Here is a 24,996-nt window from a genome sequence, read left to right as displayed (position 1 = left end):
TAGCGTAAGGAATGTTTGTAGGGGCCACCTCGTTGTACCCCTACGTAACGCAGTTCTCCATCAGGAGGATCAACTCAGACGAAGGGAGAAGCCCGTGCGCTTCGAAATCCTGCGACTCGACGACATCGACGGCACGCCCGTCGACCGGACCGTCGTGGACGCCGCCTCCGTCAATCGGATCGTGCAGCAGGCCGCATCGATCGGCCAGCGCATCTGGATCCGCCCCGCCGAGACCTCGGCCTCGTAACGCGCCAGGTCCACACCACGCACCGCGCCCCCGTACGGACTCCGCAGCAGCGGAATCCGTACGGGGGCGCAGTGGCGTCCGGGGCGTCCGGCGGGCGCCGCTCAGGCGTTCTGGATCACCTGGGTGACGCCGTTGATGATCTGCTGCACCGCGATGGCGGAGAGCATCATGCCGGCGAGCCGCGTCACGAGGACCACGCCGCCGTCCTTGATGACCCGGATGATCACCAGCGAGTACCGCATGGTCAGCCAGAGCACGACGTGCATGGCGACGATGGCGGCCCAGACGGAGACCTGCGCGGCGGCGCCGTCGGCGTTCTGCACGGCGAGGATGACCGAGACGATCGCGCCGGGGCCGGCGAGCAGCGGCATGCCGAGCGGTACGAGGGCGACGTTCACGTCCTTGGTCTGCTTCGGTTCGTCGGTCTTGCCGGTGAGCAGGTCGAGCGCGATGAGCAGCAGCAGGAGACCGCCCGCGATCATCAGCGCGGGGACGGAGACGTGCAGGTAGTCGAGGATCTGCTGGCCGAGGATGCCGAAGACGGTGATGACACCGAAGGCCACGGCGACGGCCTGCCAGGCCATCCGCCGCTGCACCTTGGCCGGGCGGCCGGAGGTGAGGGCGAGGAAGATCGGGGTGATCCCGGGGGGATCCATGATGACGAAGAGGGTCAGGAAGAGCGAGCCGAAGACGGCGACGTCGAACACGGTGGGGGTGCCTTGCCGGAGAGGTGGAACGGTGGGGTGTCGCCCGTGCCGCCGGAATGTGGGATTCCGTCGGGAGGGCAGGGTGAGCGCCGCCGCCGTACGGCAGGGAGCCGGACGCGGGCGGCGCGAGGGGTACGCGGGTGGGCGGGCGCACGTCACGCGGGAGGCGGCGGGCACGAAGGCCTGCCGCCGGAGCGGTGGGACGGCGGGGAACGGACGGAGAGAGTCCGACCCGGGACCGACGAGAGCCCGGCCCGGACCGGACGGAGCCCGACCCGGGACCGTACGGAGGTCCCCCGCGACCAGGCCCGTCCTTCGGACCGGGCCCTAGGGCCTGTCCGGCGGATCAGGGTCGGACAGGCCCTAGACGGTGATTCCCCCCGCGCCGGGCACGGGGAAGGCCCCGGCGGCGCGGCGGGTGATCTCGCCGTAGATCTCGGGGTCGGTCGTGTACTCGCCGAGGCGGCAGGTCTTGCGGCTGCCGTGGTAGTCGCTGGAGCCCGTGGTCAGCAGACCGAGCTCCTTCGCGAGCCCGCGCAGCCGTGCGCGCGTCGCCTCGTCGTGGTCCATGTGGTCGACCTCGATGCCGTCGAGCCCGGCCTCGGCGAGCCGGGCTATCGAGGCCTCGGGCAGTACCTGGCCGCGCTTGACGGCGAGCGGGTGCGCGAAGACGGTGACGCCGCCGGCCGCCTTGACCAGGCGGATCGCCTCGACCGGGTCCAGCTCGTGCTTCCCGGCGTACGCCCGGCCGCCGTCGGCGAGCCACTCGGGGGTGAACGCCCCCGAGACGTCGGGTACGACGCCGAGCTCGACGAGGGCCTCCGCGATGTGCGGGCGGCCCACGGAACCGTCGCCCGCGATCCGGGCGACCTGCTCCCAAGTGACGGGGACGCCGAGCTCCTGGAGCTTGCCGACCATGGTCCGCGCGCGCGGCACCCGGTCGTCCCTGACGAGCTCGCGCTCGGCGAGGAACGCGGGCTCCAGGGGGTCGAAGAGGTAGGCGAGCATGTGCAGGCCGATGCCGTCGATCCGGCAGGACAGCTCGGCGCCGGTGACGAGGGTCAGCCCCTCGGGCAGCGCCTCGATCGCCTCGGCGTGGCCGCGGGTGGTGTCGTGGTCCGTGAGGGCGACGACGTCGAGTCCCGCGGCCGCGGCGTTCCGTACGAGTTCGGCCGGGGAGTCCGTACCGTCGGATGCCGTGGAGTGGGTGTGCAGATCGATGCGCACGACGCGGACTCCAGGAACTCGGCACGGACGAGGGGACGCTCCAGCATAACGGGCGAATCGAACACGCCCGTACGGAACGTCACGACCCGATGCGCCCGGATCCGGCTCGATCCAGGCTGATCCGAACGACAGGCCCTAGGGGGTGTCTTGCCGATCAGGCCGGATCAGGGAGCGGGGTCTGGTGCCGTGGATCGCAAGGCGGAGGAGGGAGTCACAGCGGAGCCGTGGGGGTACCGCCCTGCTCGAGCGAAGCCGAGAGCTCGGGGGAGAGTGACGACAACGCGGCGAGGCGCGGTGCCAGACCCCGCGAGCCCGGCCTGATCGGCAAGACACCCCCTAACCGAGCAGCCTCGGTGTCAGCGCCCCGCACGGCAGCAGTTCGACCTCGGCGCCCGCGTCCCGCAGGTCCGTCAGGACGAGCTCGTCGTACATCAGGAGGCCGGACTGCTCGGGCCAGACGATCGCCCACAGCCAGAGGCCGCGCGCCTCCCCCGCGAAGACCGCGCGGTCGTGGGGCGTGCCGTTGACGTGCCAGAGCGGGGTGGGCCGCCCGGCGGCGAGCACCTTCGTCTGCGGGGGTTTGTCGATCGCCATACCGGGACCCGGGTCGGGGCCGTCGATGCCGGCGTACCGCGCCCCGAGGCCGACTCCGAGCTCCTCCGCGATCAGCAGCAGCTCGCCGATCCCACCGAGCGGTCCCGGTCCCGAGCAGGCCACGGCGGTCGCCCGGCCTCCGCTGCGGTCGTCACCGGCGTACGCCACTCCGGTGAAGAGCCAGCCGACGGGCAGGGGCCACGGCATCCACACCGGTACCAGGGACCGGTGCACGACGACACCGAGAGCCTCGACACTGGGCGGGATCACGGGCTGGAGCGGGTGCACCGCGCCGTGCACGTCGCACTGCCAGGAGTCGGCGAACAGCCCGGGCGCCCTGACCCGGCCACCACACTTCGGACAACTGGGTTCGCCCCTCATAGGGCTCAACGGTCCTACCACCGGGGCCCGGCGTCAAGGACGATCACCGACGATCACCCGTCCGGCCCGTGACGTTCACCCTCGGTCGCCGGGCGGAACCCCGCCCGCCGCCGGACGTCCGCGGGCGCGCGGCGGCCCTGCGCTCAGTCCAGGTCCACGGACCGGCGCAGCGGATCGCGCAGGTCGGTGCCCTTCGCCAGCCAGCGTTCCTCAAGGGCCTGGGCCCCGTGTACCCGCTTCCACGCGGCCTCGTTCGAGGTCATCGGGAACAGCGGCAGGAAACGCACCGGGTCCATGGGCTCGTCGAGTTCCAGGTCCTCGACCAGGCCGCCGGACTCGGCGACGAGGACGGAGCTGAAGGCGGCGCCCGGCCAGAGCGGCTCGCCGACGTCGAGCGAGGCGCCGGGGGCGACGACGACGCCCTCGACCTGAGGGGTGGAGGCGAGGACGGCGAGCGGGCGCAGCACCTTGTCGGTGTCGGCGAGTCCGGCCCGTACCGTCAGGACGAGCTCGGCGCGCGGGCCCTTCACCGGGTCGGCGAGCGCGGCGGTCGGGTCGGCCATCGGCTGGGCGGACATCCCGAGCGTCGCGTACCGCACGAGGTCTCCGTCGATGAACCGGAGTACCTCGATCCGGTCCGTGCCGAGAAACGTCACCGCGGCCCGCGCGTCCGGTTCACCGAGCGCCGTACGCAGCCGGGCCTCGACCAGAGCAAGAACTTGTCCCATGAGTTGAGCATAAAGCGCGTATGGAACGGGCAAAGGAAGGGATTGACCCTCTGTCGGCTGATAGTCTTGGCCGCTGGTCGGGAGTCCCGAACTCCTGACTACTCGTCACACGTCATCCCTCACGAGGGACCGGCCGGAGGAGGTGGGGCTGCGATGGACCGAAGTCGGTCGGGCAGTACCAGCCGCTCTTCCGCCCCGCACCCCAGCCAGGTGCGTACGACTCTCCGGTGATTCCGGTCCTCCTCCGGACGGACCCCTCTCCCCGGCATCTCGCACGACGGAAGAGCATCTCGCCTTTGCCTGTCTGTAGCGAACGCCGTCACCGCGATCCCTCGGTGCCGCCCGCTTTGTGGACGACGTAGCTCCACGTCCCCATTCCGGGCTGTGCCACGCTCGCCGACGGCCTCTCCGTGAAGGAGCATGCCCATGTCGATGATCCGTGACCTGCGCGCAGCCGTCCGCCCGAGCCTGCGGCACCCCCTGCGCAAGACCCCCACCACCTACACCTCGTACGACCCCACCCGCGACCACTCGGCCTCCAGCGCCGTGGTCGACTGCGCCGTCTACCGAGACGGGCGCCGCGTCGACGACAGCGAATGCCTCACGCCCCGGGGCGCGATGCGCCAGGTGCGCGAGAGCGGCGGCTTCGCCTGGATCGGCCTGCACGAGCCCACCGAAGCCGAATTCGCCGGTATCGCGGCCGAGTTCGGGCTGCACCCGCTCGCCGTCGAGGACGCCGTCCACGCCCACCAGCGGCCCAAGCTGGAGCGCTACGACGACACCCTCTTCACCGTCTTCAAGACGATCCACTACGTCGAGCACGCCGAACTCACCGCGACCAGCGAGGTCGTGGAGACCGGCGAGGTCATGTGCTTCACCGGCCCCGACTTCGTCATCACCGTCCGGCACGGCGGCCAGGGCTCCCTGCGCAACCTCAGGCACCGCCTCCAGAGCGAGCCGGAACTGCTCGCCCACGGCCCCTCGGCCGTGCTGCACGCCATCGCCGACCACGTGGTCGACGGCTACATCGCGGTCGCCGACGCCGTCGAACTCGACATCGACCAGCTGGAGATCGACGTCTTCTCGCCGGCCGCGAAGGGCTCCACCCGGGGCGCCGACACCGGACGGATCTACCAGCTCAAGCGCGAGGTGCTGGAGTTCAAGCGGGCCGTCACGCCGCTGGCCCGCCCGATGCAGCTGCTCAGCGAGCGGCCCATGCGGCTCGTCGACCCCGACATCCAGAAGTACTTCCGTGACGTCGCCGACCACCTCGCCCGCGTCCAGGAACAGGTCGTCGGCTTCGACGAGCTCCTCAACTCGATCCTCCAGGCCAACCTGGCGCAGGCGACCGTCGCGCAGAACGAGGACATGCGCAAGATCACCTCGTGGGCGGCGATCGTCGCCGTCCCCACGGCGGTCTGCGGCGTGTACGGCATGAACTTCGACCACATGCCCGAACTGCACTGGAAGTACGGCTACCCGATGGTGCTGACCGGCATCGTGGTCATCTGCTTCACCATCCACCGCACCCTCAAGCGCAACGGCTGGCTGTAGGGCCTGCCGTTAGGCTTCGGGTCATGACCGAAGAGCTCTTCCTCGTCGAGGAGGCCACCAAGAAGTCCGGCCTCGTCTGGGTGCGCGGCACCGGCCCCGCCCGCGCGCTCTGGCACGTCTGGCACGACGGCGCCGCGTGCGTCGTCGGCGACGGCCCCGGCGAGCAGCCGCTGCCGGGCCTGGTGGACGGCGGTACGGCCGAGGTGACGGTCCGCAGCAAGGACAAGGGCGGCCGGCTCGTCGCCTGGACGGCCGCCGTACGCGAACTGTCCCCCGGCACCGAGGAGTGGGACGCGGCGGTCGCCGAGCTGAAGGGCAAGCGGCTCAACGCGCCCGACGGCGAGGCCATGACGGGCCGCTGGGCGCGCGAGTGCCGCGTCCTGCGGCTCGACCCGCGCGAGGCGACCACGGAGCTGCCGGACGGCTCCCTGGCCGCCGTACCGCTGCCCTCCGGGGCCACGACCCGCGACCCGGTGCCGTCCGGGCTCCCGAAGCTGCTGCTCAGGCGCCGCAGGCGTTAGCAGGCCCCTAGGGCCTGATCCAAACGACAGGCCCTAGGTCCGGGGCAGCTGCTTGCCGTAGTCGAGGGTCTCCTCCTTCGACGGCGCGGCGAGCGGGAAGTCCTTGTTCCACTCGGAGAGCACCACGATGCCCGCTCCCCCGCCCCGCGCGAACTGCAGCGGGTACGGGGTGCCGTCGAGGGCCACGTCGAGGGTGCCGCCGTCGCCGTCCTGGCCGCCCTTGACCTTGACCGTACGGATCCCGCCGATCTGGTCCCGGTCGCCCTTGACCTTGTCGCCGTGCAGGCCGATCAGCCCGTCGAGGAGCAGGTCCATGTCGGTGAAGCCGCGGAGCTGCTTGTACGAGGGGTCGCCCTGCGGCACCTTCACGTACTTGTCGTCGAGCTTGTCGGCGGCCTCGGTGTCCGCGTCCGTCGGCGTGCCGTCGTCCTGGGCCTCATGGCTCCAGAAGCCCGCGTCGGCCTTCAGGTAGAGCGCGTCGCCGACCCGCAGCAGCTCGAAGGTGCTGTTCTTCGTCGTCACCGAGCCCGTGGCGCCGTCCTGCTTGAGGCGCATGTTCAGCTTGAACGTGTCGCCCTTGCTGACCAGGGTTCCGGCGAGCCGTACCGCCCTCGCCGTGTTCGCGGCGGAGCGCGCCTTGCCCTCGATCTCGGGCGCCGAGAGCCTCCCGACCCCGTTGGTCCCCTCGTCGGGATCGGCCGCGCAGGCCGTCAGTCCCACCGCCAGTCCGGCGCAGAGCGCCAGGGGCGTGACCGCCCTGCGGATACGCGATGACGGGGTGCGAACGGTCATCTGCGCTGCCTCTCGTGTCGTGGGGGGAGCCGACGGGCCGCAGGTTTGGACGGACCTGCCGGGGCCGGGGAGACTACCGCGCTCCCGGCCCGGCGGAACGACCGGGTCCGGTGCCGGAGCCGATGGTGGGGGGAACAGCTGGGGGGAACGGCAGACCGCAGCGTACCCGGGCCGGGAGACCGATCCTGCGGCAGCCGTACGGAGGTGCTGCCAGGGCGGGCCGGAACGGCACGAGCTAGCCTGAACCAGGCAATGCCCTGCTGATCATCGTGGGCCCGGGTCGACTCTCGTCGCCCCGCGGGGACCCGCGCCGATCCGCATCGGCTCGAATCGTGCGGCACCGAGGAGGCGCGTGGCATGGCGGCAGGCGCCCCCCGGATCTTCGTATCCCACCTCGCGGGAGTCCCCGTCTTCGACCCCGTCGGCGACCAGGTCGGACGCGTCAGCGACCTGGTGGCGATGCTGCGCGTCGGACGCAGGCCGCCGCGGCTGCTCGGCATGGTCGTGGAGGTCCTCAGCCGCCGCCGGGTGTTCGTCCCGATGACCCGGATCACCGGCGTCGAGTCCGGACAGGTCATCACCACCGGCGTCGTCAACATGCGCCGCTTCGAGCAGCGCCCCACCGAGCGGCTCGTCCTCGGCGAGCTCCTCGACCGCCGGGTCCGGCTCGTGGGCCCCGGCGGCCAGGAGGGCGAGGAGGTCACCGTCCTCGACGTCGCCATCCAGCAGCTGCCCGCCCGCCGCGACTGGGAGATCGACAAGGTCTTCGTCCGCAAGGGGAAGGGCGGGGTCCTGAGCCGCAAGGGCGAGACGCTGACCGTCGAGTGGTCCGCCGTCACCGGCTTCTCCCTCGAAGAGCACGGGCAGGGCGCCGAGAGCCTCCTCGCCACCTTCGAGAAGCTGCGCCCCGCCGACCTCGCCAACGCGCTGCACCACCTCTCCCCCAAGCGGCGCGCCGAGGTGGCCGCCGCGCTCGACGACGACCGGCTCGCCGACGTCCTCGAAGAGCTGCCGGAGGACGACCAGATCGAGATCCTCGGCAAGCTGAAGGAGGAGCGCGCGGCCGACGTCCTGGAGGCGATGGACCCCGACGACGCGGCCGACCTGCTGTCCGAGCTGCCCGAGGAGGACAAGGAGCGGCTCCTCACCCTGATGCAGCCGGACGACGCCGCCGACGTGCGCCGGCTCCTGGCGTACGAGGAGCGCACGGCGGGCGGTCTGATGACGACCGAGCCGATCGTGCTGCGGCCGGACGCCACCGTCGCGGACGCGCTCGCCCGGGTGCGGCAGCAGGACCTGTCCCCGGCGCTCGCCGCGCAGGTGTACGTGTGCCGCCCGCCGGACGAGACGCCGACGGGCAAGTACCTGGGGATGGTGCACTTCCAGCGGCTGCTCCGCGACCCGCCGTTCACGCTGGTCAGCTCGCTCGTGGACAGCGATCTGCCGCCGCTCGGCCCGGACACCCCGCTGCCCGCCGTCACCAGCTATCTCGCCGCGTACAACATGGTCGCGGCGCCGGTCGTGGACGAGAGCGGTTCGCTGCTCGGCGCGGTCACCGTCGACGACGTGCTCGACCATCTGCTGCCGGAGGACTGGCGGGAGACCGAGTTCCACGAGGAGGGGGCGGGGCATGGCGGCTGAGCGCACGCAGGACCGGGAGCGCGAACGGGAGCGCGAGCGGACGGTTCCCCGCATCCGGCTCGACCTGCCGCGCGAGCGGCGGGCCCGGTTTCTCCCGGAGTACGACCCCGAGGCGTTCGGACGCATGTCGGAGCGGATCGCGCGCTTCCTGGGGACGGGCCGGTTCCTCGTCTGGATGACGCTGACGATCATCGTCTGGGTCCTCTGGAACATCTTCGCGCCGGGACCGCTGAAGTTCGACGAGTATCCGTTCATCTTCCTGACGCTCGCGCTGTCCCTCCAGGCCTCGTACGCGGCGCCGCTGATCCTGCTCGCCCAGAACCGGCAGGACGACCGGGACCGGGTCAATCTCGAACAGGACCGGAAGCAGAACGAGCGGTCGATCGCCGACACCGAGTACCTGACGCGGGAGATCGCGGCGCTCCGGATGGGCCTCGGCGAGGTCGCCACGCGCGACTGGATCCGCTCGGAGCTCCAGGACCTCATCAGGGAGCTCGAGGAGCGCCGGGATCTATTCCCGTCGGGCGACACCCACGGAAGTGACGTACCCGACCGTTGACAGGCCTTTCATGGGCCGGTGGTCGGCGCCGTACCATCGTCGGTATGGCTATGGAAGACGCGGTGCGCGAAGCACTGGCGACGGTGAACGACCCCGAGATCAACAAACCGATCACTGAGCTCGGCATGGTCAAGTCGGTGGAGATCGAACCGGACGGCAGGGTCGCCGTCACGGTCTACCTGACCGTCTCCGGGTGCCCGATGCGGGACACCATCACGCAGCGCGTGACCGACGCCGTCTCCGGGGTCGAGGGCGTCACCGGCGTCGACGTCACGCTCGACGTGATGAGCGACGAGCAGCGCAAGGAGCTGGCGGCGGCGCTGCGCGGCACGAGCGCCGAGCGCGAGGTGCCGTTCGCGAAGCCCGGGTCGCTGACCCGGGTGTACGCGGTGGCCTCCGGCAAGGGCGGTGTCGGCAAGTCCTCCGTGACCGTGAACCTGGCCGCGGCGATGGCCGCCGACGGGCTGAAGGTCGGTGTCGTCGACGCCGACATCTACGGTCACAGCGTGCCTCGGATGCTGGGAGCGGACGGGCGTCCGACCCAGGTCGAGAACATGATCATGCCGCCGTCCGCGCACGGCGTGAAGGTCATCTCCATCGGCATGTTCACTCCGGGCAACGCCCCGGTGGTGTGGCGCGGCCCGATGCTGCACCGCGCGCTCCAGCAGTTCCTCGCGGACGTGTACTGGGGCGACCTGGACGTCCTCCTGCTCGACCTGCCGCCGGGCACGGGCGACATCGCGATCTCGGTCGCGCAGCTCGTCCCCAACGCGGAGATCCTGGTCGTCACGACCCCGCAGCAGGCGGCGGCCGAGGTCGCCGAGCGGGCCGGTTCGATCGCCGTCCAGACCCACCAGAAGATCGTCGGCGTCGTCGAGAACATGGCGGGCCTGCCGTGTCCGCACTGCGACGAGATGGTCGACGTGTTCGGCACGGGCGGCGGCCAGCGGGTCGCGGACGGCCTCACCCGGACCACGGGCGCGACGGTCCCGGTCCTGGGCTCGATCCCGATCGACGTACGGCTCCGTGAGGGCGGCGACGAGGGCAAGCCGGTCGTCCTGTCCGACCCGGACTCCCCGGCGGGCGCGGCCCTCCGCGCGATCGCCGGCAAGCTGGGCGGCCGGGCGCGTGGCCTCTCGGGCATGAGCCTGGGCATCACGCCGCGCAACAAGTTCTGAGGCGATGAGAAAGGGCGCCCCCTGCCGGGGGCGCCCTTTCTCATGCCGTAAGGCGTACGCGTCTTCTCATGCCGTCAGGCGTACGCGTCGAGATCCTTGATCTGCGAGAACCCGAGCCCGTACGCGCTCATCCCCCGCCCGTACGCCCCCAGGTGGACGCCCGTCGCGGATCCGGCGAGGACCCAGCCGAACTCGGACTCCCGGTAGTGGAACGGCATCGGCACGCCGTCCACCGGCAGCGACAGCGTCGACCACTCGGGCCCGTCGAGGTCGTCGGCCAGTTCGAAGGCCGTCTCGGTCTGCTGGTCCAGCCAGTTGTCGCGCGTCGCGTGGTCGAGCGACGCGGGCCAGGTGTGGACGAGCAGCCCCGAGCCGGCCAGCCAGGCGGCGGAGGAGACGGTGGTGGCGTCGAGGACGCCGGTCCCGTCGCCGGTCCGTCGTACCGGGCTCGCCGCCACCGTCACCACGACCGCGAACCGCTCCTTCTCCGCGGCGCTCGCGTCCGACTTTATGGACGGCGCGTCACCGTGCCCGGTCGACCCGTGCTGCACGCTGCCGTCCGCCGCCGTACCGACCTGCATCAGCCAGCGGGGCCCGGTGAACGCCTCGTCGAGGCCGTACCAGGCGAAGGGCGCGCGCAGATAGCCCTCGGCGGTCCGCCGGGCCGTGGGTACGCCCTCCACCCGACTCGTGGTCTCCATCTAGGCCGCCTCCTCGTTCCGTCAACACAGGCGAGGATAGCCACCGCGACGCGTCGGGTCGGTGACAGCCCGTCGTCAGGTCGCGTCGGAGTCGTACGGCGGACGCTCCGCGGCGCCCTGATCGTCTCGCTTATCCTGCTTCTTCAGCAGGTCCGGGGTGCCGCCGGCGGCGGCACCGCTCGCCGGAAGGCCGTTCGCCGGGGAGCCGTTGACCGCGGAGCCGTTGACGGCCGAGGGCTGCGGCTCGCGGCCGTGCACCGCGTCGGCGACGTCGTTCATCTCCTTCTTGAGGTCGAAGCTGCCGCGCAGCTCCTTGAGCTCCTTGAGGTCCTCGTTCTGGTCCAGCTGCTTGCGCAGGAACGTCTTGGGGTTGAGGTCCTCGAACTCGAAGTCCTTGAACTCCGGACCCAGCTCGCTGCGGATGTCCGCCTTGGCGCTGTCCGAGAAGTCACGGACCTTCCGGATGAAGCGCGAGACGTCCTGGATGACCTTCGGGAGCTTGTCCGGCCCGAAGACGAGCACGGCGAGGACCACGAGCGTCACCAGCTCGAGTGCGCCTATGTCGCTGAACACCTAGTAGCTCCTTCATGCCGGTCAAGGGCCCGGTCCACGGTACCCGCCGAAACCGCCGGACGGGTACCTTCCGGTGTCCACCGCATGGCACTCAGGCGCCCTGCGAGGAACCGAGCGTCAGCGTCTTTGTCAGCTCTTTGCCGTCGCGGGTGAGGGTGAGTTCCAGCCGGTCGCCGGGGCGGTGGGCACGGATCTTCACGATCAGTTCCTCGCCGTTGTGGACCCGCTGGCCGTCGACCTTGGTGATGACGTCGCCGGGCCGGAGGCCCGCCTTGGCCGCCGGGCCGCCGGGCGTGACGGCGGCGGAGCCGTCCTTGCCCTTCTCTCCCACGCGGGCACCGTCGCCGTTGAACTGCATGTCGAGGCTCACGCCGATGACGGGGTGGGTGGCCTTGCCGGTGTTGATGAGCTCCTCGGCGACGCGCTTGCCCTGGTTGATCGGTATGGCGAAACCGAGGCCGATGGAACCGGCCTGTCCACCGCCGCCTTCACCCTCGCCGGACCCGCCGCCGGCCGCGCGGATCGCGCTGTTGATGCCGACGACCCGGGCCTTGGAGTCGAGAAGTGGGCCACCGGAGTTTCCGGGGTTGATGGGCGCGTCGGTCTGCAGGGCGTCGACGTAGCTGATGTCACTGCCGTCGCCCTTCTCGCCGCCGGCGGTGATCGGGCGCTCCTTGGCGCTGATGATGCCGGAGGTGACCGTGTTGGAGAGGTCGAAGGGGGCGCCGATGGCGACGACGGGGTCGCCGACGCGGACGTTGTCGGAGTTGCCGAGCGGCAGCGGCTTGAGGCCGGAGACTCCGGTGACCTGGACGACGGCGAGGTCGTAGCCGCTGTCCTTGCCGACGAGCTTGGCGCGGGCGGTCTCGCCGCTGGAGAAGGTCACCGAGATGTCCCCGGAGGACTCGGCCGCGTCGACGACGTGGTTGTTGGTGAGGATGTGGCCCTTGGTGTCCAGCACGAAGCCGGTGCCGGTGCCGGCCGATCCGCCGCCCTTGACGTGCAGGGTGACCACGCCGGGCAGGGCGCTGGCCGCGATCCCGGCCACGCTGTCGGGCGCCCGGCCGGTGTCCCCGGCGTCCGCCTGCGGCAGTTCGACGGTGCTGATGCCGCCGTTCCGCTCGACGTACGCGCCGACCCCGCCGCCGATGACTCCGGTGACGAGCGCGAACACCAGCGCTCCCGCGACGGCGAGCCCCTTGCGGGACTTCTTCTTCTTCACGGGCGCGGGCGGAAGCCCGGCGCCGTCGGCACCCCAGGGGTCGTACTGCATCCAGGGCGCGCCGGCGGCCTGCGGCGGCATGCCGGCGCTGTGGGGCTGGGGCTGCGAGTGGGCGTGAGGCTGGGGGTGCGGGTAGGGCTGCGGCGGTACGGGGGGTACGTGGGCCTGCTGTGGCGGTACGGGCGCCGGCGGGCGCTGTACGGGCGGGGCGGGCGCCCAGGGCCCCGGCTCCCCGTAGGGCGGCGTCCGGTACTCGTCGGGGGCGTGCAGGGGCTGGGGCGCGGGCTGCGCGGCCGGGGCGGCCTCGGGCGCCGGAGCCTGGGGGGCCGGGGCCTCAGGTGCCGGGGCGTCGGTCGTCGGGGCCTCGGGCGCCTGAGCGGGAGGTTCGGACTTGGTGAGCTGCACGGGGGGCGCGGGGGCGGGCCCCGGAGTGTCAACGGCCTCGGCGGCGGGCGTGGCCGAAGGGCCCGCCTCGCCCTCCGCGTGCGTCACATCCGTCACGTCCGTCACCGGCGAGGCGTCCGACGCGTCCGACGGGCCGCCCACCGGGCTTTCGGTCGGCGGCTGCGGCGCGGGCAGCGGAAAGTCGCCGTCTCCGTCGGCCGGAGGCGGCGAGGGTATCCGCGCGGCCTCCGGTGCGCTCGAAGGCCGGCTCCACCAGTTCGGCTTCCCGTTGTTCATGCTCTCCCCGCAACCCGCTGACCCGTCCGCGCCCCTGGGTCGGGCGCCCCTGTCCTTGGATTCAACCAGGTCGCGGCTCAGCGGGGGGAGCCGAGCGGCGTCGCCGCGGGGCTCGGCGCCGGGCTGGGCCCCGGGGCGAGGGCGAGCTGAAGGACCGGACTCGTCGGTCGTATGAACGGCGAGAGGGCCGTCAACGGCTGCGGGGCGCGCCGGTGGAGGCTCACCACGTCCGGGTGGAACGCGCCCATGGGGGCGGTGCCCGGAGTCCCGGCCGCCGCCGGGGCGACGGGAGACAGCGGAGCGGTCGGATTCACCTGTGCGGTGTCCACGGACTGGGCGCCCGAGCGGTCGCCGGACCGTGCGCCCCTGGTGACGGGTGCGCCGCCGCCGGGGCTTGTCGCGGTGGCACGCAGCGGCGTGACCGCGGTGCCCGCGCCCTGGCCGCCGCGTCCGCTCGCGTTCACCGAGGCCTCAAGGGGCAGGGTGCCGCCGAGGGCGATGGCCGCGAACGACACCGCGCTGGCCGCCGCGAAGGCGAAGCGCCGCCCGCGCCCGGATGGTCCCGACGCGCGGTCACCGACCTCGTGGATGCGGAAGCCGGTACGTGGGGGCTCCGGGGTGACGACGGCGGCCGTGGCGAAGCCGTCGGACTTCACTCCGCCCGCGCCGAGCAACTGCTCAAGGGGGCTGCGCGGCCCGCCGGGGGCTCCCGGTTCGCCGGGTCCCCCTGGGAGGCCCTGGAGGCGGGCGAGAAAGCCCTCGGAGGGCGGCGGGGGCGCCGCGGAGGCGAAGACGCTCTTGAGGGTGCGCTGCGCGTCCGCCTCCGCCTTGCAGCGGGCGCAGGTCGCGAGGTGGGCGAGGACCCGCTCACGGGCGTCGTGGCCGAGTTCGCCGTCGACGAGCGCGGCCAGCCGGTCCCCGAGGTGCTGCTCCGCGGGGGTCGGTGACGAAGGGCGAGTGAGGCTCACGCTGTCCCTGCCTCCCATCCGACGGAGGCCAGGGCACGCTCCGCCCGTGCCTCGGGCGAGCGGTGCTTGAGCGCCTTGCGCAGGTGGGAGCGGCCGCGGTGGATGCGGCTGCGGACGGTGCCGAGCTTCACGCCGAGGGTCGCGGCGATCTCCTCGTACGACAGTCCTTCGATGTCGCAGAGGACGACGGCCGCGCGGAACTCCGGCGCGAGGGTGTCGAGGGCCTGCTGTACGTCGGCGTCGAAGTGCGTGTCGTTGAAGACCTGCTGCGGCGAGGGCTCGCGGCTGGGCAGCCGCTCGGCCGCGTCGTCGGCGAGCGCGTCGAAGCGGATGCGCTGCTTGCGACGGACCATGTCGAGGAAGAGGTTGGTGGTGATGCGGTGCAGCCAGCCCTCGAAGGTGCCCGGCGTGTACGTCGACAGCGAGCGGAAGACGCGGACGAAGACCTCCTGGGTGAGGTCCTCGGCGTCGTGCTGATTGCCCGTGAGGCGGTAGGCGAGACGGTAGACCCGGCCACTGTGCGTGCTGACGATCTCCTCCCATGTGGGCGGAGTCCACGCCTGCGATTCCGCATCCGATGCGAAGGTCGCGGTGGTGGGAGCGGAGTCGGTGGTGCGGAAACGGTCAGCGGTGTCGGTCACGGATTTCGGCTCACCCGCCGACCTGAGAAGACGCCGAAGCACTCCTCCCCGATCCACAGGCGCAGCCGCACCTCCCCTGTCGGCTCTGGTGGTGTCCAGCGGAGCCCCTACCATAGCCACCTCGCCCGTTAGCTCCGGATAAGAATCTTTACGCGAATTTGGGACCCGGTCGCCCGGCTGTCACCTGTCGCGCCCTACCCCTGGTGAACGCCCGGTCCCATCTGCGGGTTCCCGCTGACAGCGGATACAGTCACCGTTGCGTCAACTACGGGGACAGGAGAGGGCCATTACCGCCAACCGGCAGACGAGCTGGTCGTTCGCCGACGCCTTTGTCGCCGAGGACGATGCTCTGCGCTGGGCCCGGGAGCGGGCCAGGGAGGCAGGGCTGCCCTCGGTGTCTCCGGGCACCGGTGGGGCGCTGCGCCTGCTCGCCGCGACGGCGGACGCCAAGGCGGTGGCCGAGATCGGAACCGGCACGGGCGTGTCGGGCATCTACCTGCTGCTCGGGATGCGGCCGGACGGCGTCCTGACGACGGTGGACCTCCAGCCGGAGCGGCAGCAGTTCGCCAAGACGGCGTTCCGGGCGGCGGGCTTCGCCGGCAACCGGGCCAGGTTCATCCCCGGCCGCGCCCTGGACGTCCTGCCGCGTCTCGCGGACGGCGGGTACGACCTCGTCTTCTGCGACGGCGACCGCCTGGAGTACCTGGACTACCTCGCTGAATCGTTGCGCCTGCTGCGGCCCGGGGGTCTCGTCTGCTTCGAGGGCGTCTTCGCGGACGGCCGCACGGTCGACTCGGGGGCCCAGCCCGCGGAGGTCCAGCGGGTCCGCGAACTGCTGCGCGCGGTGCGGGAGAGCCAGGAGTTCGTCCCCTCCCTGCTGCCCGTGGGCGACGGCCTGCTCTGCGCCGTCCGCCGCGGCTGACGCACCTTACGCACCCACGACCGGCACCCCGGCCCGTACGGCCCCGACTACGCGCCCGGCCCGCACCCCGGACGCACCGCTGCCCCGGTACGGGCAGGCCGTACCGGGGCAGCGGTGGGAAATCGTGGAGAGTCGGGTCAGCCGACGACCTTCTTCAGGGCGTCGCCCAGCGCCGCCGCCTCGTCCGGGGTCAGCTCGACGACAAGCCGACCGCCGCCTTCGAGCGGAACGCGCATGACGATGCCCCGCCCCTCCTTGGTCACCTCGAGCGGGCCGTCACCCGTCCGCGGCTTCATGGCCGCCATGCTTGTTCCCCTTCCTGAAACCAGCTCTTTGTCGGCCGGGCAGCTCCATGACCTGGAGCACGCGTCACCGGCTTCGAACACATTGCTTCCAGGTCATTATCCCGCATGGCAGGACCCGATGACCAACATCGAATGGCATCGCTTGCGCAACGCGCTCTCTCAAAACCACACATTTCGGCGATCGGCCTGCGATACTGCGCCGCTCGGCGTCCGGCCAAGGTCCCAGAATCTTTGACGCAGCTCACATGGGCGGTGCGGGTGATGTCCGCCATGCTGACCTTGTCCACCACGCGAAGAGGCGAAGGGAACCCGATGGCCGACACGGTCCTGTACGAAGTGAGCGACGGACTCGCCACCATCACGCTCAACCGGCCCGAGGCCATGAACGCCATGAACGTGGCCGCGAAGGTCGCCCTCCGGGACGCGGTCGAGACGGCCGCCGCCGACCCCGCCGTACGGGCGGTGCTGCTCACCGCGGCGGGCGAGCGGGCGTTCTGTGTCGGCCAGGACCTGAAGGAGCACGTGGGTCTGCTCATGGCGGACCAGGAGAACGGCACGAGCGTGACCATGAACACGGTCCGCGATCACTACAACCCGATCACCAAGGCGCTCGCGGGCATGCGGAAGCCGGTGGTGGCGGGCGTGAACGGCGTCGCGGCGGGGGCCGGCTTCGGCTTCGCGCTCGCGGCGGACTACCGGGTGGTCGCCGACACGGCCTCGTTCAACACCTCCTTCGCGGGCGTCGCGCTGACCGCCGACTCGGGCGTGTCCTGGACGCTGCCGCGACTGATCGGTGCCAGTCGGGCGTCCGATCTGCTGCTCTTCCCGCGCTCGGTCAGCGCCCAGGAGGCGTACGAGCTCGGCATCGTGAACCGTCTCGTCCCGGCCGCCGATCTGGCCGCCGAGGCCGAGAAGGTGGCCAGGACCCTCGCCGAGGGCCCCACGGTGGCGTACGCGGCCCTGAAGGAGTCCGTCGCCTACGGCGCCGACCACTCGCTCGCCGAGGCCCTGGACAAGGAGGAGGAGCTCCAGGCCCTGGCGGGCTCGTCGGAGGACCACACGATCGCGGTACGCGCCTTCATCGCCAAGGAGAAGCCGCAGTACCTGGGCCGCTGAGCCGGGGCGGAACCCGGTCGTACGACTGGTGAGCGTGTCTATAGGATCCGCTCACCATTCGTACGCACATTCGCCTGGGGGGTTCCGTGCGTCCAAGATCTTCCGTGCGTCCAAGACCGTCCGCGCGCCTTCTTCGCGGCGCGCTCACGACGGGTGTGGCCCTGGGCCTGTCCGCCACCGCCCTGTCCTCGCCCGTGTCGGCGGCCGACGGATCGGAGCGCTGTCCCGAAGGCGCCGTCTGCGTCTTCAGCGAGCCGCTGTACCAGGGCGACATGATGATCATCAAGAGGCCGATGCTGTCGCTGGGGGCCTGGGACAACCGCATCCGGTCCTTCGTCAACAACCAGTCCGGCGTAGACGCGGTGTGCTTCTACCCGGAGCCGGGCCTCGATCCCGAGGGCTCCGTCTGGCTCTACAACTCGACGTCGTTCGACGAGAGCCAGTACCCCGACCTCGACCGGGCGGCGAGTTCCCTCGACATCGGCCCCGAGGCGGACGAGTTCTGCGGCTGGGAAAGCCGCTACCCGGCCGTCTACGACAACGTGGGTATCAGGTCGGCGACATCGCCCGCGGCAGACACCTTCGGCGACGTCGACGGCGACCGTTACGCCGACGTCCTCGGCCGTAACGTCTTCGGCCAGCTGTGGTCCGCGCACCACCACGAGAGTCCCGGCGCCAACGTGCTCGTGGGCGGCGGCTGGAACGCCATGACGAAGCTCACCCGGCACGGCGACCAGGACGGCGACGGCAACGAGGACGTCTACGCCCGCGACACGTCCGGCGTGCTCTGGTTCTATCCCGGCAACGGCCAGGGCTCGTTCAAGCCCCGCCTGAAGGTCGGCGGCGGCTGGAACACGATGCGGGACCTGGCGGCGGTCGGTGACCTGACCGGCGACGGCAAGGGCGACCTGCTCGCCGCCGACACCGCGGGAGTCCTGTGGACTTATCCGGGCAACGGCAAGGGCTGGTTCAGCCCGCGCAAGAAGGTCGGCGGCGGCTGGAACGTCGTGAACGAACTCGTCGGGGCCGGCGACCTGAACTCCGACCGGAAGGCCGACCTGGTCGCCCGGGACACGGCGGGCAGGCTCTGGCTCTACCCGGGCAACGGCCGCGGCTGGTTCAGCGCCCGCACGCTCATCGGGACCGGCGGCTGGAACGGCCACAGGGAGCTCGCGGGCCTCGGGGACGTCACGGGTGACGGACGCCCGGACGTGGTCGCGCACGCCCAGGGCACGTACGCCTGGGAGGGCCACAGCTACCTGAAGGTCTACCCCGGCACCGGCGACGGACGGCTCCGCGCCCCGCTGGACCTCGCCCAGCTCCGCCCGAGCACCTTCGTCTTCTGACCCCTACCGAGAACGGATCCCGCGCCATGAAGCGCTCCTCCGGATTCCGACGCGCCCTCGCCGCCGCCGTGACGACCGCGGCCTCCCTGGCCACGCTGCTGACCGCCGCGCCCACCGCGTCGGCCGACGAGTTCCGCTGCCCCTCCGGCAGCTTCTGCGTCTTCCAGTACCCGAACTACGGCGGCGAGATGAAGATCATCTCCTCCAGCCAGCCCACCCTGGGCACCTGGAACAACACGATCTCGTCCTTCATCAACCGCAGCGGCAAGTGGGCCTCCGCGCACCAGGACGCCGGCTACTCCGGCAGCGACAGCCTGACCATCGGCCCCCGCCAGCCCGCCGGCTCCGACCTCAGCTGGGCCTCGTGGTCCGATCTCGACAATTCGATCAGTTCGATCCGGGTCGGCGGCACCCAGTGGGAGGTCGAGACCGGCCAGGCGTGGATCGACTGGGTCGCCGACACCACTCGCCCGGCCGGCCTCCCGGCCCAGTCCAGGTTCGGCGACCTGAACAAGGACGGCATCGCCGATCTGCTCGAACGCGCCGCGGACGGCCGGCTCTGGTTCCTCGACGGCAGACGTGACGCGACCGCGCGCACCAAGGGCGTCCTGGTCGGCGGCGGCTGGAACGCCATGACCACCCTCGTTCGGCACGGCGACTACAACGGCGACGACAACGAGGACGTCTTCGCCCGCGACTCGTCCGGTGTCCTCTGGTTCTACCCCGGCAACGGCCTGGGCTGGTTCAAGCCCCGCCTCAAGATCGGCGGCGGCTGGAACACCATGAGGGAGATCGAGGCGGTCGGTGACCTGACCGGCGACGGCCGCCGCGACCTGGTCGCCCGTGACAGCGCCGGAGTGCTCTGGACGTACCCGGGCAACGGCCGGGGCTGGTTCGGCACCCGCGCGAAGGTCGGCGCCGGCTGGAACGGCATGAACGCCCTCGCCGCGCCCGGCGACATGAACCGGGACGGCAGGTCCGACCTGATCGCCCGCGACGGGTCACGCGCCCTGTGGCTCTACCCGGGCAACGGCCGGGGCTGGTTCGGCACCCGCGTCAGGCTCCCGTACGCCTGGCCGTCGGACACGCCCCTCATCGCCACGGGCGACGTGACCGGCGACGGCCTCGGCGACGTCATGCGGACGATCGAGTACTCGTCGCTCTACGTCTACGCCAACGACACCATGGGCGGGCTCAAGGCCCCGGAGTTCCGGGCCGGGTACGACACCGCCGACCACGTCCACCTCTTCTGAGCCGGCCCACCACGGCCCGGGGCTACTGGCCGCCCCGGGCCACACACCCCGCCACGTGGTCGTCGACAAGACCGCACGCCTGCATCAGCGCGTAGGCCGTGGTGGGGCCGATGAAGCGCAGGCCGCGCTTCTTCAGGGCCTTCGAGAGGGCCGTGGACTCGTCCGTGACCGCCGGGACCTCCGCGACCGTACGCGGGACCGGGCGGCGTGCGGGATCAGGGGCGTACGACCAGATCAGCGAGTCGAGTTCGCCCGGGGACCAGGTCGCGAGCAGCTTCGCGTTGGCGAGGGTCGCGTCGATCTTGGCGCGGTTGCGGATGATGCCCTCGTCGACGAGGAGCCGCTCCCGGTCCGCGTCCCCGAACTTCGCCACGGAGGCGATCGCGAAGCCGTCGAAGGCGCGCCGGAAGCCCTCGCGGCGGCGCAGGATCGTGATCCAGGAGAGGCCCGACTGGAAGGCTTCGAGGCAGAGCCGCTCGAACAGCGCGTCGTCGCCGTGGACCGGACGGCCCCACTCCTCGTCGTGGTACGCCACGTAGTCCTCGGCCGAGAGGCCCCAGGGGCAGCGCAGCCGCCCGTCCGGACCCGGAACCGCCTCGCCGGCCGTCATGCCCGGTCGTCCTCTCCGTCGCCGGCGGACGCCCCCGCGAGCGCGTCCTCCAGTTCGGCGATCCGCGCGTCCCGCTCGGCGAGTTCGGCACCGAGCCGGACCAGCACGTCGTCGACGTCCGCCATCCGGTAGCCGCGGACCGCGACGGGGAGGCGGAGGGCCTCGACGTCGGCGCGGTCGACCGGGCGGGCGGCCGGGAGGGGGTCGACGAGCTGCTCGGGCGCCACCTCGGGCAGCACCTCGCCGTCGCCGTCGCCGACCACGGCCAGGGTGACCGCGGCCACGACCACGACCATGGTGATGAGCAGAAACCAGAACACCTGCGCGCCTCTCCCCGGAGTGGAAATCGTCCCGTGCCGATCGTGCCACGTGCCACCGACAGCTAGGGTCGCAGGCGAACGGACACGAGGGAGGACAAAAGGGATGCTGCGCTTGGGACGGCGTGAATTCGGGCCGCACGAGCCGGTGATCATGGCGATCGTGAACCGGACCCCGGACTCCTTCTACGACCAGGGCGCGACCTTCCGGGACGAGCCGGCGCTCGCCCGGGTCGAGCAGGCGGTGGCCGAGGGCGCGGCGATCATCGACATCGGCGGGGTGAAGGCGGGCCCCGGCGAGGAGGTGACGGCCGAGGAGGAGGCGCGGCGCACGGTCGGCTTCGTGGCGGAGGTGCGCAGGCGCCACCCCGACGTGGTGATCAGCGTCGACACCTGGCGGGCGGACGTCGGCGCGGCGGTCTGCGAGGCCGGGGCGGACGTCCTGAACGACGCGTGGGGCGGGGTCGACCCCGCGCTCGCCGAGGTCGCCGCGAAGTACGGCGCGGGGCTCGTGTGCACGCACGCGGGCGGCGCCGAGCCGCGGACCCGGCCGCACCGGGTCGCGTACGAGGACGTGATGGCCGACATCCTGCGGGTCACGGTGGGGCTCGCGGAGCGTGCGGTCGCCCTCGGCGTGCGGCGGGACGGGATCATGATCGACCCGGGGCACGACTTCGGGAAGAACACCCGGCACAGCCTGGAGGCGACGCGGCGGCTCGGGGAGATGGCGGAGACGGGATGGCCGGTGCTCGTGTCCCTGTCGAACAAGGACTTCGTCGGGGAGACGCTCGACCGGCCGGTGAAGGAGCGGGTGCTCGGGACGCTCGCGACCACGGCGGTGTCGGCGTGGCTGGGGGCGCAGGTGTACCGCGTGCACGAGGTCGCGGAGACGAAGCAGGTGCTCGACATGGTGGCGTCGATCGCGGGGCACCGACCGCCGGCCGTGGCCAGGCGCGGGCTGGCGTAGGTCGTGTCCGGAACGTAGCGCCGTCTGCCCGGGCGGCTCAGGCGGGACTTTCCGGACACGGCCTAAGGCCCCGGGACGGCCGACGGGGGCGCCGGACCCGACGCCCCCGGAGGCCGGACTACTTGCCGGTCTCCTTCGTCACCAGCGTCACCGCCTCCTCCACGTCGTCCGTGACGTGGAACAGGAGCAGGTCCCGCTCGGAGGCCTTGCCGCCCGCGACGACGGAGTCGCGGAGCCAGTCGACCAGGCCCTTCCAGTACTCCGTACCGAAGAGGACGATCGGGAAGCGGGTGACCTTGCGCGTCTGGACCAGGGTCAGCGCCTCGAAGAGCTCGTCGAGGGTGCCGAGGCCGCCGGGCAGGACGACGAAGCCCTGCGCGTACTTCACGAACATCGTCTTGCGGACGAAGAAGTAGCGGAAGTTCACGCCGATGTCGACGTGCGGGTTGAGCCCCTGCTCGAAGGGGAGCTCGATGCCGAGGCCCACCGAGATGCCCTTGGCCTCCCTGGCGCCCTTGTTGGCCGCCTCCATGGCGCCGGGGCCGCCGCCGGTGATGACCGCGAAGCCGGCCTCGACGAGCGCCCGGCCGATCCGTACGCCCGCCTCGTACTCGGGCGAGTCCGGCTTCGTGCGGGCCGAGCCGAAGACACTGATGGCGCTCGGCAGTTCGGCGAGCGCCCCGAAGCCCTCGACGAACTCGGACTGGATGCGCATGACCCGCCAGGGGTCGGTGTGCACCCACTCCGAGTCGCCCTCGGTGTCGAGCAGCCGCTGGTCCGTCGTGCCCGGCTGGACCTGGTCCCGCCGCCTGAGCACCGGACCGAGTCGCTGTTCCTCGGGCTTCGCCATTCCCTCCGGAATGCCCATGGCCTGCTCCCTCCGCCGATCGGCGGCCCGTTGCCGGCCGCCAACTGATCTTCTGGTCCGGTCAGCCTAGGACGACAGAGGTGACGAAACGCGAAATTACGGAAGTCAGGCAGTCAGCCAGTCGCGGAGTCGTGCCTCGCAGTGGTGGATCCGGTCGACGGTGACGTGTTCGTCCCGCTTGTGCGCGTAGAGGGGGTCGCCGGGACCGTAGTTCACGGCGGGCACGCCGAGGGCGCTGAAGCGGGCCACGTCGGTCCAGCCGAACTTGGGCAGCGCGCTGCCGCCGACGGCCTTCATGAACGCCTCGGCGGCCGGGTGGGAGAGGCCGGGCAGGGCGCCGGGGCTCTCGTCGTCGACGACGAACTCGGCGATGTCGCAGCCGTCGAAGAACTCGCGGACGTACGCCAGCGCCTCGGCCGGGGAGCGGTCCGGGGCGTACCGGAAGTTCACGGTGACGGTGCAGGCGTCGGGGATGACGTTGGTGGCGACGCCGCCCTCGATCGCGACGGCGTTGAGGCCCTCGTGGTACTCCAGGCCGTCGATGACCGGCTTGCGCGGCTCGTAGGCGGCGAGGCGGGCGAGGATCGGGGCGGCGGCGTGGATGGCGTTGGACCCCATCCACGCGCGCGCGGAGTGGGCCCGCTCACCGGCCGTGTGCAGGATGACGCGCAGGGTGCCCTGGCACCCGCCCTCGACCTGTGCGTCGGATCCTTCGAGGAGGACGGCGAAGTCGCCTTCCAGCCAGTCGGGGTGCGCGGCGGCGATCTTCCCGAGGCCGTTGAGGTGGGCGGCGACCTCCTCGTTGTCGTAGAAGACGAAGGTGAGGTCGCGGTTGGGCTCGGGGACCGTGGCGGCGATGCGCAGCTGGACGGCGACCCCGGACTTCATGTCGGAGGTGCCGCAGCCCCACAGGATGCCGTTCTCGTCGAGCCGCGAGGGCACGTTGTCGGCGATCGGCACGGTGTCGATGTGGCCGGCGAGGACGACACGCTCGCCGTGGCCGAGGTGGGTACGGGCGACGATGTTGTTGCCGTACCGGTCGACGGTGAGGTGCGGCAGCGTGCGCAGCGCCTGCTCGATCGCGTCCGCGAGCGGCTTCTCGGTCCCGCTGACGGACGGGAAGTCGACGAGGGCGGCGGTGAGCACCGCCCCGTCCTGGGACAGGTCGAGGGGCGCGTCGAACGGAGTGATGTCAGCCATATGCCGACCCTAACTCGGCCTCCAGTACGGTGGGCCCCGTGTCCGAGCCCATCCGCCCCGCCCGTCGCGGCCGCCTCGCCCGCTCCGCGGCCGCCTTCGCCGTGCTCCTCGGCCTCGCCTCGTACGTGGCCGTCCACCAGATGACAGGGAGCAAGGGCACTCCCCGGTGCAGTGTGGGCAGTGGCGAGAACCGGTACGAGTTCACTCCGGAGCAGGCGTCCAACGCGGCGACGATCTCCGCCGTGGGGACGACCAGGGGCCTGCCGGAGCGCGCGGTGACGATCGCGCTCGCGACGGCGCTCCAGGAGTCGGCGCTGCGGAACATCGACCACGGCGACCGGGACTCGCTCGGCCTGTTCCAGCAGCGGCCGTCGATGGGCTGGGGGACGCCGGAGCAGATCATGGACCCGGTGTACTCGGCGGGGAAGTTCTACGCGGGCCTGGAGAAGGTCCCGGGCTATTCGCGGCTGCCGCTGACGGTGGCCGCGCAGAAGGTGCAGAAGAGCGGTTTCCCGCAGGCGTACGCGAAGCACGAGCCGGACGCCACGCTCCTGTCGGCGGCGCTGACGGGCCGGTCCCCTGCGGCGCTGACCTGTACGGCGAACGAGGTGGAGGGCCGGCCGGGCGACCCCGCGCGGGTGCGCGCCGAGCTGGTACGGGCCTTCGGCGAGAAGGCGGCGCCGACGACGGTGACGAGCGGTCCGAACGCGGGCCGGTCGGCGACGGAGCCGCCGGTCCTCGCGGTGCCGGTGCGGAAGGGGTCCGGGACGGCGCGTGGCGCCGGGGCGGACGAGCGGCACGGCTGGGAGCTCGCTCAGTGGGCGGTGGCGCGGGCGGACGCGCTGCGCATCACGGAGGTCGCGTACGGGGGCAAGGTGTGGCGTGCCGGCGAGGCCGCCGGCGGCTGGACCAAGGCCTCGGGCGCGCTCACCGGCGACGGCGGCTCCGTCCGCGTACGGCTCGCGCGCTAGCGACGGCCAAAGGCGGGGCGGCGGCAGCAGGCGGGGCGGCGGGCGCACAGCGGCTCCCACGGCAAGCGCGGCGGGTCGGACGGCGGGCGCGGCGGGTCCCACGGCGGGCGCGGCGGCTCCCACGGCGGCCGAGGCGGGTCGGACAGCGGGCGGGCACACGTGCGGTCGTTCACTCGGTCGTGGCACGGCCCCGGTTCTCGTCCGGG

Annotated in this window: 27 protein-coding genes; 12 read left to right on the top strand and 15 right to left on the bottom strand. The window is 71.9% G+C overall.

All coding sequences use genetic code 11. The features are described 5' to 3' along the window. Positions 1–94: 94 nt before the first annotated feature. Complete coding sequence (locus ACIA8N_RS07840) at positions 95–247, top strand: hypothetical protein (protein ID WP_086024648.1); 153 nt, start codon at positions 95–97, stop codon at positions 245–247. 101 nt (positions 248–348) lie between these two features. Here ACIA8N_RS07840 and ACIA8N_RS07835 read toward each other — a convergent pair whose 3' ends face one another. The 4 genes from ACIA8N_RS07835 to ACIA8N_RS07820 all read right to left on the bottom strand — a co-directional run bounded on the left by ACIA8N_RS07835 (position 349) and on the right by ACIA8N_RS07820 (position 3,884). Then, complete coding sequence (locus tag ACIA8N_RS07835; protein ID WP_030207557.1) at positions 349–954, bottom strand: MarC family protein; 606 nt, start codon at positions 952–954, stop codon at positions 349–351. Between the two features lie 363 nt (positions 955–1,317). Next, the gene (locus tag ACIA8N_RS07830) at positions 1,318–2,181 is read right to left on the bottom strand and encodes a PHP domain-containing protein (RefSeq protein ID WP_365785285.1); all 864 of its coding nucleotides are present in this window, start codon (positions 2,179–2,181) and stop codon (positions 1,318–1,320) included. A 336-nt stretch (positions 2,182–2,517) separates the two neighbouring features. After that, a complete protein-coding gene (locus ACIA8N_RS07825; RefSeq protein WP_365785287.1) occupies positions 2,518–3,156 on the bottom strand; it encodes a DUF6758 family protein in 639 nt (212 codons plus the stop codon). A 143-nt stretch (positions 3,157–3,299) separates the two neighbouring features. After that, positions 3,300–3,884, bottom strand: a complete 585-nt coding sequence (locus tag ACIA8N_RS07820; protein WP_365785288.1) for a suppressor of fused domain protein — start codon at positions 3,882–3,884, stop codon at positions 3,300–3,302. 426 nt (positions 3,885–4,310) lie between these two features. Here ACIA8N_RS07820 and ACIA8N_RS07815 point away from each other — a divergent pair, with 426 nt between their 5' ends. Then, positions 4,311–5,438, top strand: coding sequence for a magnesium and cobalt transport protein CorA (locus ACIA8N_RS07815; protein WP_365785290.1), 1,128 nt, complete (start codon positions 4,311–4,313; stop codon positions 5,436–5,438). A 23-nt stretch (positions 5,439–5,461) separates the two neighbouring features. After that, a complete protein-coding gene (locus ACIA8N_RS07810; protein ID WP_365785292.1) occupies positions 5,462–5,959 on the top strand; it encodes a hypothetical protein in 498 nt (165 codons plus the stop codon). Positions 5,960–5,992: 33 nt separating this feature from the next. On the opposite strand, the gene ACIA8N_RS07805 is transcribed toward ACIA8N_RS07810, so the two are convergent. Further along, a complete protein-coding gene (locus tag ACIA8N_RS07805) occupies positions 5,993–6,751 on the bottom strand; it encodes a hypothetical protein (protein ID WP_365785294.1) in 759 nt (252 codons plus the stop codon). 357 nt (positions 6,752–7,108) lie between these two features. Here ACIA8N_RS07805 and ACIA8N_RS07800 point away from each other — a divergent pair, with 357 nt between their 5' ends. Genes ACIA8N_RS07800 through ACIA8N_RS07790 form a run of 3 tightly spaced genes read left to right on the top strand, consistent with a single transcriptional unit; the run spans position 7,109 to position 10,129 of the window. Next, on the top strand, positions 7,109–8,392 hold the full coding sequence (locus ACIA8N_RS07800; protein WP_359209025.1) for a magnesium transporter MgtE N-terminal domain-containing protein: 1,284 nt from the start codon (positions 7,109–7,111) through the stop codon (positions 8,390–8,392). Beyond that, positions 8,382–8,951 (top strand): DUF1003 domain-containing protein, encoded by a 570-nt coding sequence (locus tag ACIA8N_RS07795; RefSeq protein ID WP_365785296.1) that lies wholly within the window; start codon positions 8,382–8,384, stop codon positions 8,949–8,951. Before ACIA8N_RS07800 ends, ACIA8N_RS07795 begins: the two co-directional genes overlap by 11 nt. Positions 8,952–8,995: 44 nt before the next feature. Then, positions 8,996–10,129 (top strand): Mrp/NBP35 family ATP-binding protein, encoded by a 1,134-nt coding sequence (locus tag ACIA8N_RS07790; RefSeq protein ID WP_365785298.1) that lies wholly within the window; start codon positions 8,996–8,998, stop codon positions 10,127–10,129. Between the two features lie 74 nt (positions 10,130–10,203). Here the strand turns inward: ACIA8N_RS07790 and ACIA8N_RS07785 are convergent, their stop codons facing one another. The 5 genes from ACIA8N_RS07785 to sigE all read right to left on the bottom strand — a co-directional run bounded on the left by ACIA8N_RS07785 (position 10,204) and on the right by sigE (position 15,029). Next, entirely contained in the window at positions 10,204–10,830 is a 627-nt protein-coding gene (locus ACIA8N_RS07785; RefSeq protein WP_365785300.1) for a hypothetical protein, read from the bottom strand. A gap of 75 nt (positions 10,831–10,905) precedes the next feature. Further along, a complete protein-coding gene (locus ACIA8N_RS07780) occupies positions 10,906–11,403 on the bottom strand; it encodes a sec-independent translocase (protein WP_365785302.1) in 498 nt (165 codons plus the stop codon). Positions 11,404–11,494: 91 nt separating this feature from the next. Next, entirely contained in the window at positions 11,495–13,306 is a 1,812-nt protein-coding gene (locus ACIA8N_RS07775) for a trypsin-like peptidase domain-containing protein (RefSeq protein ID WP_365785304.1), read from the bottom strand. Between the two features lie 77 nt (positions 13,307–13,383). Beyond that, positions 13,384–14,274 (bottom strand): anti-sigma factor, encoded by an 891-nt coding sequence (locus tag ACIA8N_RS07770; RefSeq protein ID WP_365785306.1) that lies wholly within the window; start codon positions 14,272–14,274, stop codon positions 13,384–13,386. Further along, positions 14,271–15,029 (bottom strand): RNA polymerase sigma factor SigE, encoded by a 759-nt coding sequence (gene sigE, locus ACIA8N_RS07765; protein ID WP_078623434.1) that lies wholly within the window; start codon positions 15,027–15,029, stop codon positions 14,271–14,273. Before sigE ends, ACIA8N_RS07770 begins: the two co-directional genes overlap by 4 nt. Positions 15,030–15,171: 142 nt before the next feature. Here sigE and ACIA8N_RS07760 point away from each other — a divergent pair, with 142 nt between their 5' ends. Then, entirely contained in the window at positions 15,172–15,837 is a 666-nt protein-coding gene (locus ACIA8N_RS07760; protein WP_078623435.1) for an O-methyltransferase, read from the top strand. A 137-nt stretch (positions 15,838–15,974) separates the two neighbouring features. Here the strand turns inward: ACIA8N_RS07760 and ACIA8N_RS07755 are convergent, their stop codons facing one another. Continuing rightward, positions 15,975–16,142: a DUF3117 domain-containing protein gene (locus tag ACIA8N_RS07755; RefSeq protein ID WP_078945926.1), complete on the bottom strand. Its 168-nt coding sequence runs from the start codon at positions 16,140–16,142 to the stop codon at positions 15,975–15,977. 312 nt (positions 16,143–16,454) lie between these two features. Here ACIA8N_RS07755 and ACIA8N_RS07750 point away from each other — a divergent pair, with 312 nt between their 5' ends. The 3 genes from ACIA8N_RS07750 to ACIA8N_RS07740 all read left to right on the top strand — a co-directional run bounded on the left by ACIA8N_RS07750 (position 16,455) and on the right by ACIA8N_RS07740 (position 19,857). Further along, entirely contained in the window at positions 16,455–17,258 is an 804-nt protein-coding gene (locus tag ACIA8N_RS07750; protein WP_365785309.1) for an enoyl-CoA hydratase-related protein, read from the top strand. A gap of 104 nt (positions 17,259–17,362) precedes the next feature. After that, a complete protein-coding gene (locus ACIA8N_RS07745; RefSeq protein WP_365785311.1) occupies positions 17,363–18,604 on the top strand; it encodes an FG-GAP-like repeat-containing protein in 1,242 nt (413 codons plus the stop codon). A 26-nt stretch (positions 18,605–18,630) separates the two neighbouring features. Further along, on the top strand, positions 18,631–19,857 hold the full coding sequence (locus ACIA8N_RS07740) for an FG-GAP-like repeat-containing protein (RefSeq protein WP_365785313.1): 1,227 nt from the start codon (positions 18,631–18,633) through the stop codon (positions 19,855–19,857). Positions 19,858–19,879: 22 nt separating this feature from the next. Here the strand turns inward: ACIA8N_RS07740 and ACIA8N_RS07735 are convergent, their stop codons facing one another. Together ACIA8N_RS07735 and ACIA8N_RS07730 are read right to left on the bottom strand one after the other, a co-directional pair. Beyond that, a complete protein-coding gene (locus ACIA8N_RS07735) occupies positions 19,880–20,467 on the bottom strand; it encodes a DNA-3-methyladenine glycosylase I (RefSeq protein WP_365785315.1) in 588 nt (195 codons plus the stop codon). Further along, a complete protein-coding gene (locus tag ACIA8N_RS07730; RefSeq protein ID WP_365785317.1) occupies positions 20,464–20,787 on the bottom strand; it encodes a hypothetical protein in 324 nt (107 codons plus the stop codon). The genes ACIA8N_RS07735 and ACIA8N_RS07730 overlap by 4 nt, the downstream gene beginning before the upstream one ends. Before the next feature lie 103 nt (positions 20,788–20,890). Between ACIA8N_RS07730 and folP the strand changes: the two genes are divergently transcribed. Continuing rightward, the gene (gene folP / locus ACIA8N_RS07725; protein ID WP_030548570.1) at positions 20,891–21,751 is read left to right on the top strand and encodes a dihydropteroate synthase; all 861 of its coding nucleotides are present in this window, start codon (positions 20,891–20,893) and stop codon (positions 21,749–21,751) included. A gap of 118 nt (positions 21,752–21,869) precedes the next feature. On the opposite strand, the gene ACIA8N_RS07720 is transcribed toward folP, so the two are convergent. Beyond that, positions 21,870–22,619: a TIGR00730 family Rossman fold protein gene (locus ACIA8N_RS07720; protein WP_030548573.1), complete on the bottom strand. Its 750-nt coding sequence runs from the start codon at positions 22,617–22,619 to the stop codon at positions 21,870–21,872. A gap of 105 nt (positions 22,620–22,724) precedes the next feature. Next, positions 22,725–23,819 carry a succinyl-diaminopimelate desuccinylase gene (gene dapE, locus ACIA8N_RS07715; protein WP_365785320.1) on the bottom strand — a complete coding sequence of 365 codons (1,095 nt, stop codon included), beginning with the start codon at positions 23,817–23,819 and terminating at the stop codon, positions 22,725–22,727. A 29-nt stretch (positions 23,820–23,848) separates the two neighbouring features. On the opposite strand from dapE, the gene ACIA8N_RS07710 reads away from it, so the two are divergent. Further along, positions 23,849–24,790 carry a hypothetical protein gene (locus ACIA8N_RS07710; protein ID WP_365785322.1) on the top strand — a complete coding sequence of 314 codons (942 nt, stop codon included), beginning with the start codon at positions 23,849–23,851 and terminating at the stop codon, positions 24,788–24,790. The last annotated feature ends 206 nt before the right edge of the window (positions 24,791–24,996 follow it).

Source organism: Streptomyces sp. NPDC051822, from assembly GCF_044452745.1.
Taxonomy (GTDB): Bacteria; Actinomycetota; Actinomycetes; order Streptomycetales; family Streptomycetaceae; genus Streptomyces.
Note: the sequence above shows the minus strand (reverse complement) of the source record. Positions and strands in the feature narration are given on the sequence as shown.

Coding starts and splice junctions, on each gene's coding strand:
- ACIA8N_RS07825 (WP_365785287.1), bottom strand. CDS start 3,156: ATGAGGGGCGAACCCAGTTGTCCGAAGTGTGGTGGCCGGGTCAGGGCG.
- ACIA8N_RS07820 (WP_365785288.1), bottom strand. CDS start 3,884: ATGGGACAAGTTCTTGCTCTGGTCGAGGCCCGGCTGCGTACGGCGCTC.
- ACIA8N_RS07815 (WP_365785290.1), top strand. CDS start 4,311: ATGTCGATGATCCGTGACCTGCGCGCAGCCGTCCGCCCGAGCCTGCGG.
- ACIA8N_RS07810 (WP_365785292.1), top strand. CDS start 5,462: ATGACCGAAGAGCTCTTCCTCGTCGAGGAGGCCACCAAGAAGTCCGGC.
- ACIA8N_RS07805 (WP_365785294.1), bottom strand. CDS start 6,751: ATGACCGTTCGCACCCCGTCATCGCGTATCCGCAGGGCGGTCACGCCC.
- ACIA8N_RS07800 (WP_359209025.1), top strand. CDS start 7,109: ATGGCGGCAGGCGCCCCCCGGATCTTCGTATCCCACCTCGCGGGAGTC.
- ACIA8N_RS07795 (WP_365785296.1), top strand. CDS start 8,382: ATGGCGGCTGAGCGCACGCAGGACCGGGAGCGCGAACGGGAGCGCGAG.
- ACIA8N_RS07790 (WP_365785298.1), top strand. CDS start 8,996: ATGGCTATGGAAGACGCGGTGCGCGAAGCACTGGCGACGGTGAACGAC.
- ACIA8N_RS07785 (WP_365785300.1), bottom strand. CDS start 10,830: ATGGAGACCACGAGTCGGGTGGAGGGCGTACCCACGGCCCGGCGGACC.
- ACIA8N_RS07775 (WP_365785304.1), bottom strand. CDS start 13,306: ATGAACAACGGGAAGCCGAACTGGTGGAGCCGGCCTTCGAGCGCACCG.
- sigE (WP_078623434.1), bottom strand. CDS start 15,029: ATGGTAGGGGCTCCGCTGGACACCACCAGAGCCGACAGGGGAGGTGCG.
- ACIA8N_RS07755 (WP_078945926.1), bottom strand. CDS start 16,142: ATGGCGGCCATGAAGCCGCGGACGGGTGACGGCCCGCTCGAGGTGACC.
- ACIA8N_RS07750 (WP_365785309.1), top strand. CDS start 16,455: ATGGCCGACACGGTCCTGTACGAAGTGAGCGACGGACTCGCCACCATC.
- ACIA8N_RS07740 (WP_365785313.1), top strand. CDS start 18,631: ATGAAGCGCTCCTCCGGATTCCGACGCGCCCTCGCCGCCGCCGTGACG.
- ACIA8N_RS07735 (WP_365785315.1), bottom strand. CDS start 20,467: ATGACGGCCGGCGAGGCGGTTCCGGGTCCGGACGGGCGGCTGCGCTGC.
- folP (WP_030548570.1), top strand. CDS start 20,891: ATGCTGCGCTTGGGACGGCGTGAATTCGGGCCGCACGAGCCGGTGATC.
- ACIA8N_RS07720 (WP_030548573.1), bottom strand. CDS start 22,619: ATGGGCATTCCGGAGGGAATGGCGAAGCCCGAGGAACAGCGACTCGGT.
- dapE (WP_365785320.1), bottom strand. CDS start 23,819: ATGGCTGACATCACTCCGTTCGACGCGCCCCTCGACCTGTCCCAGGAC.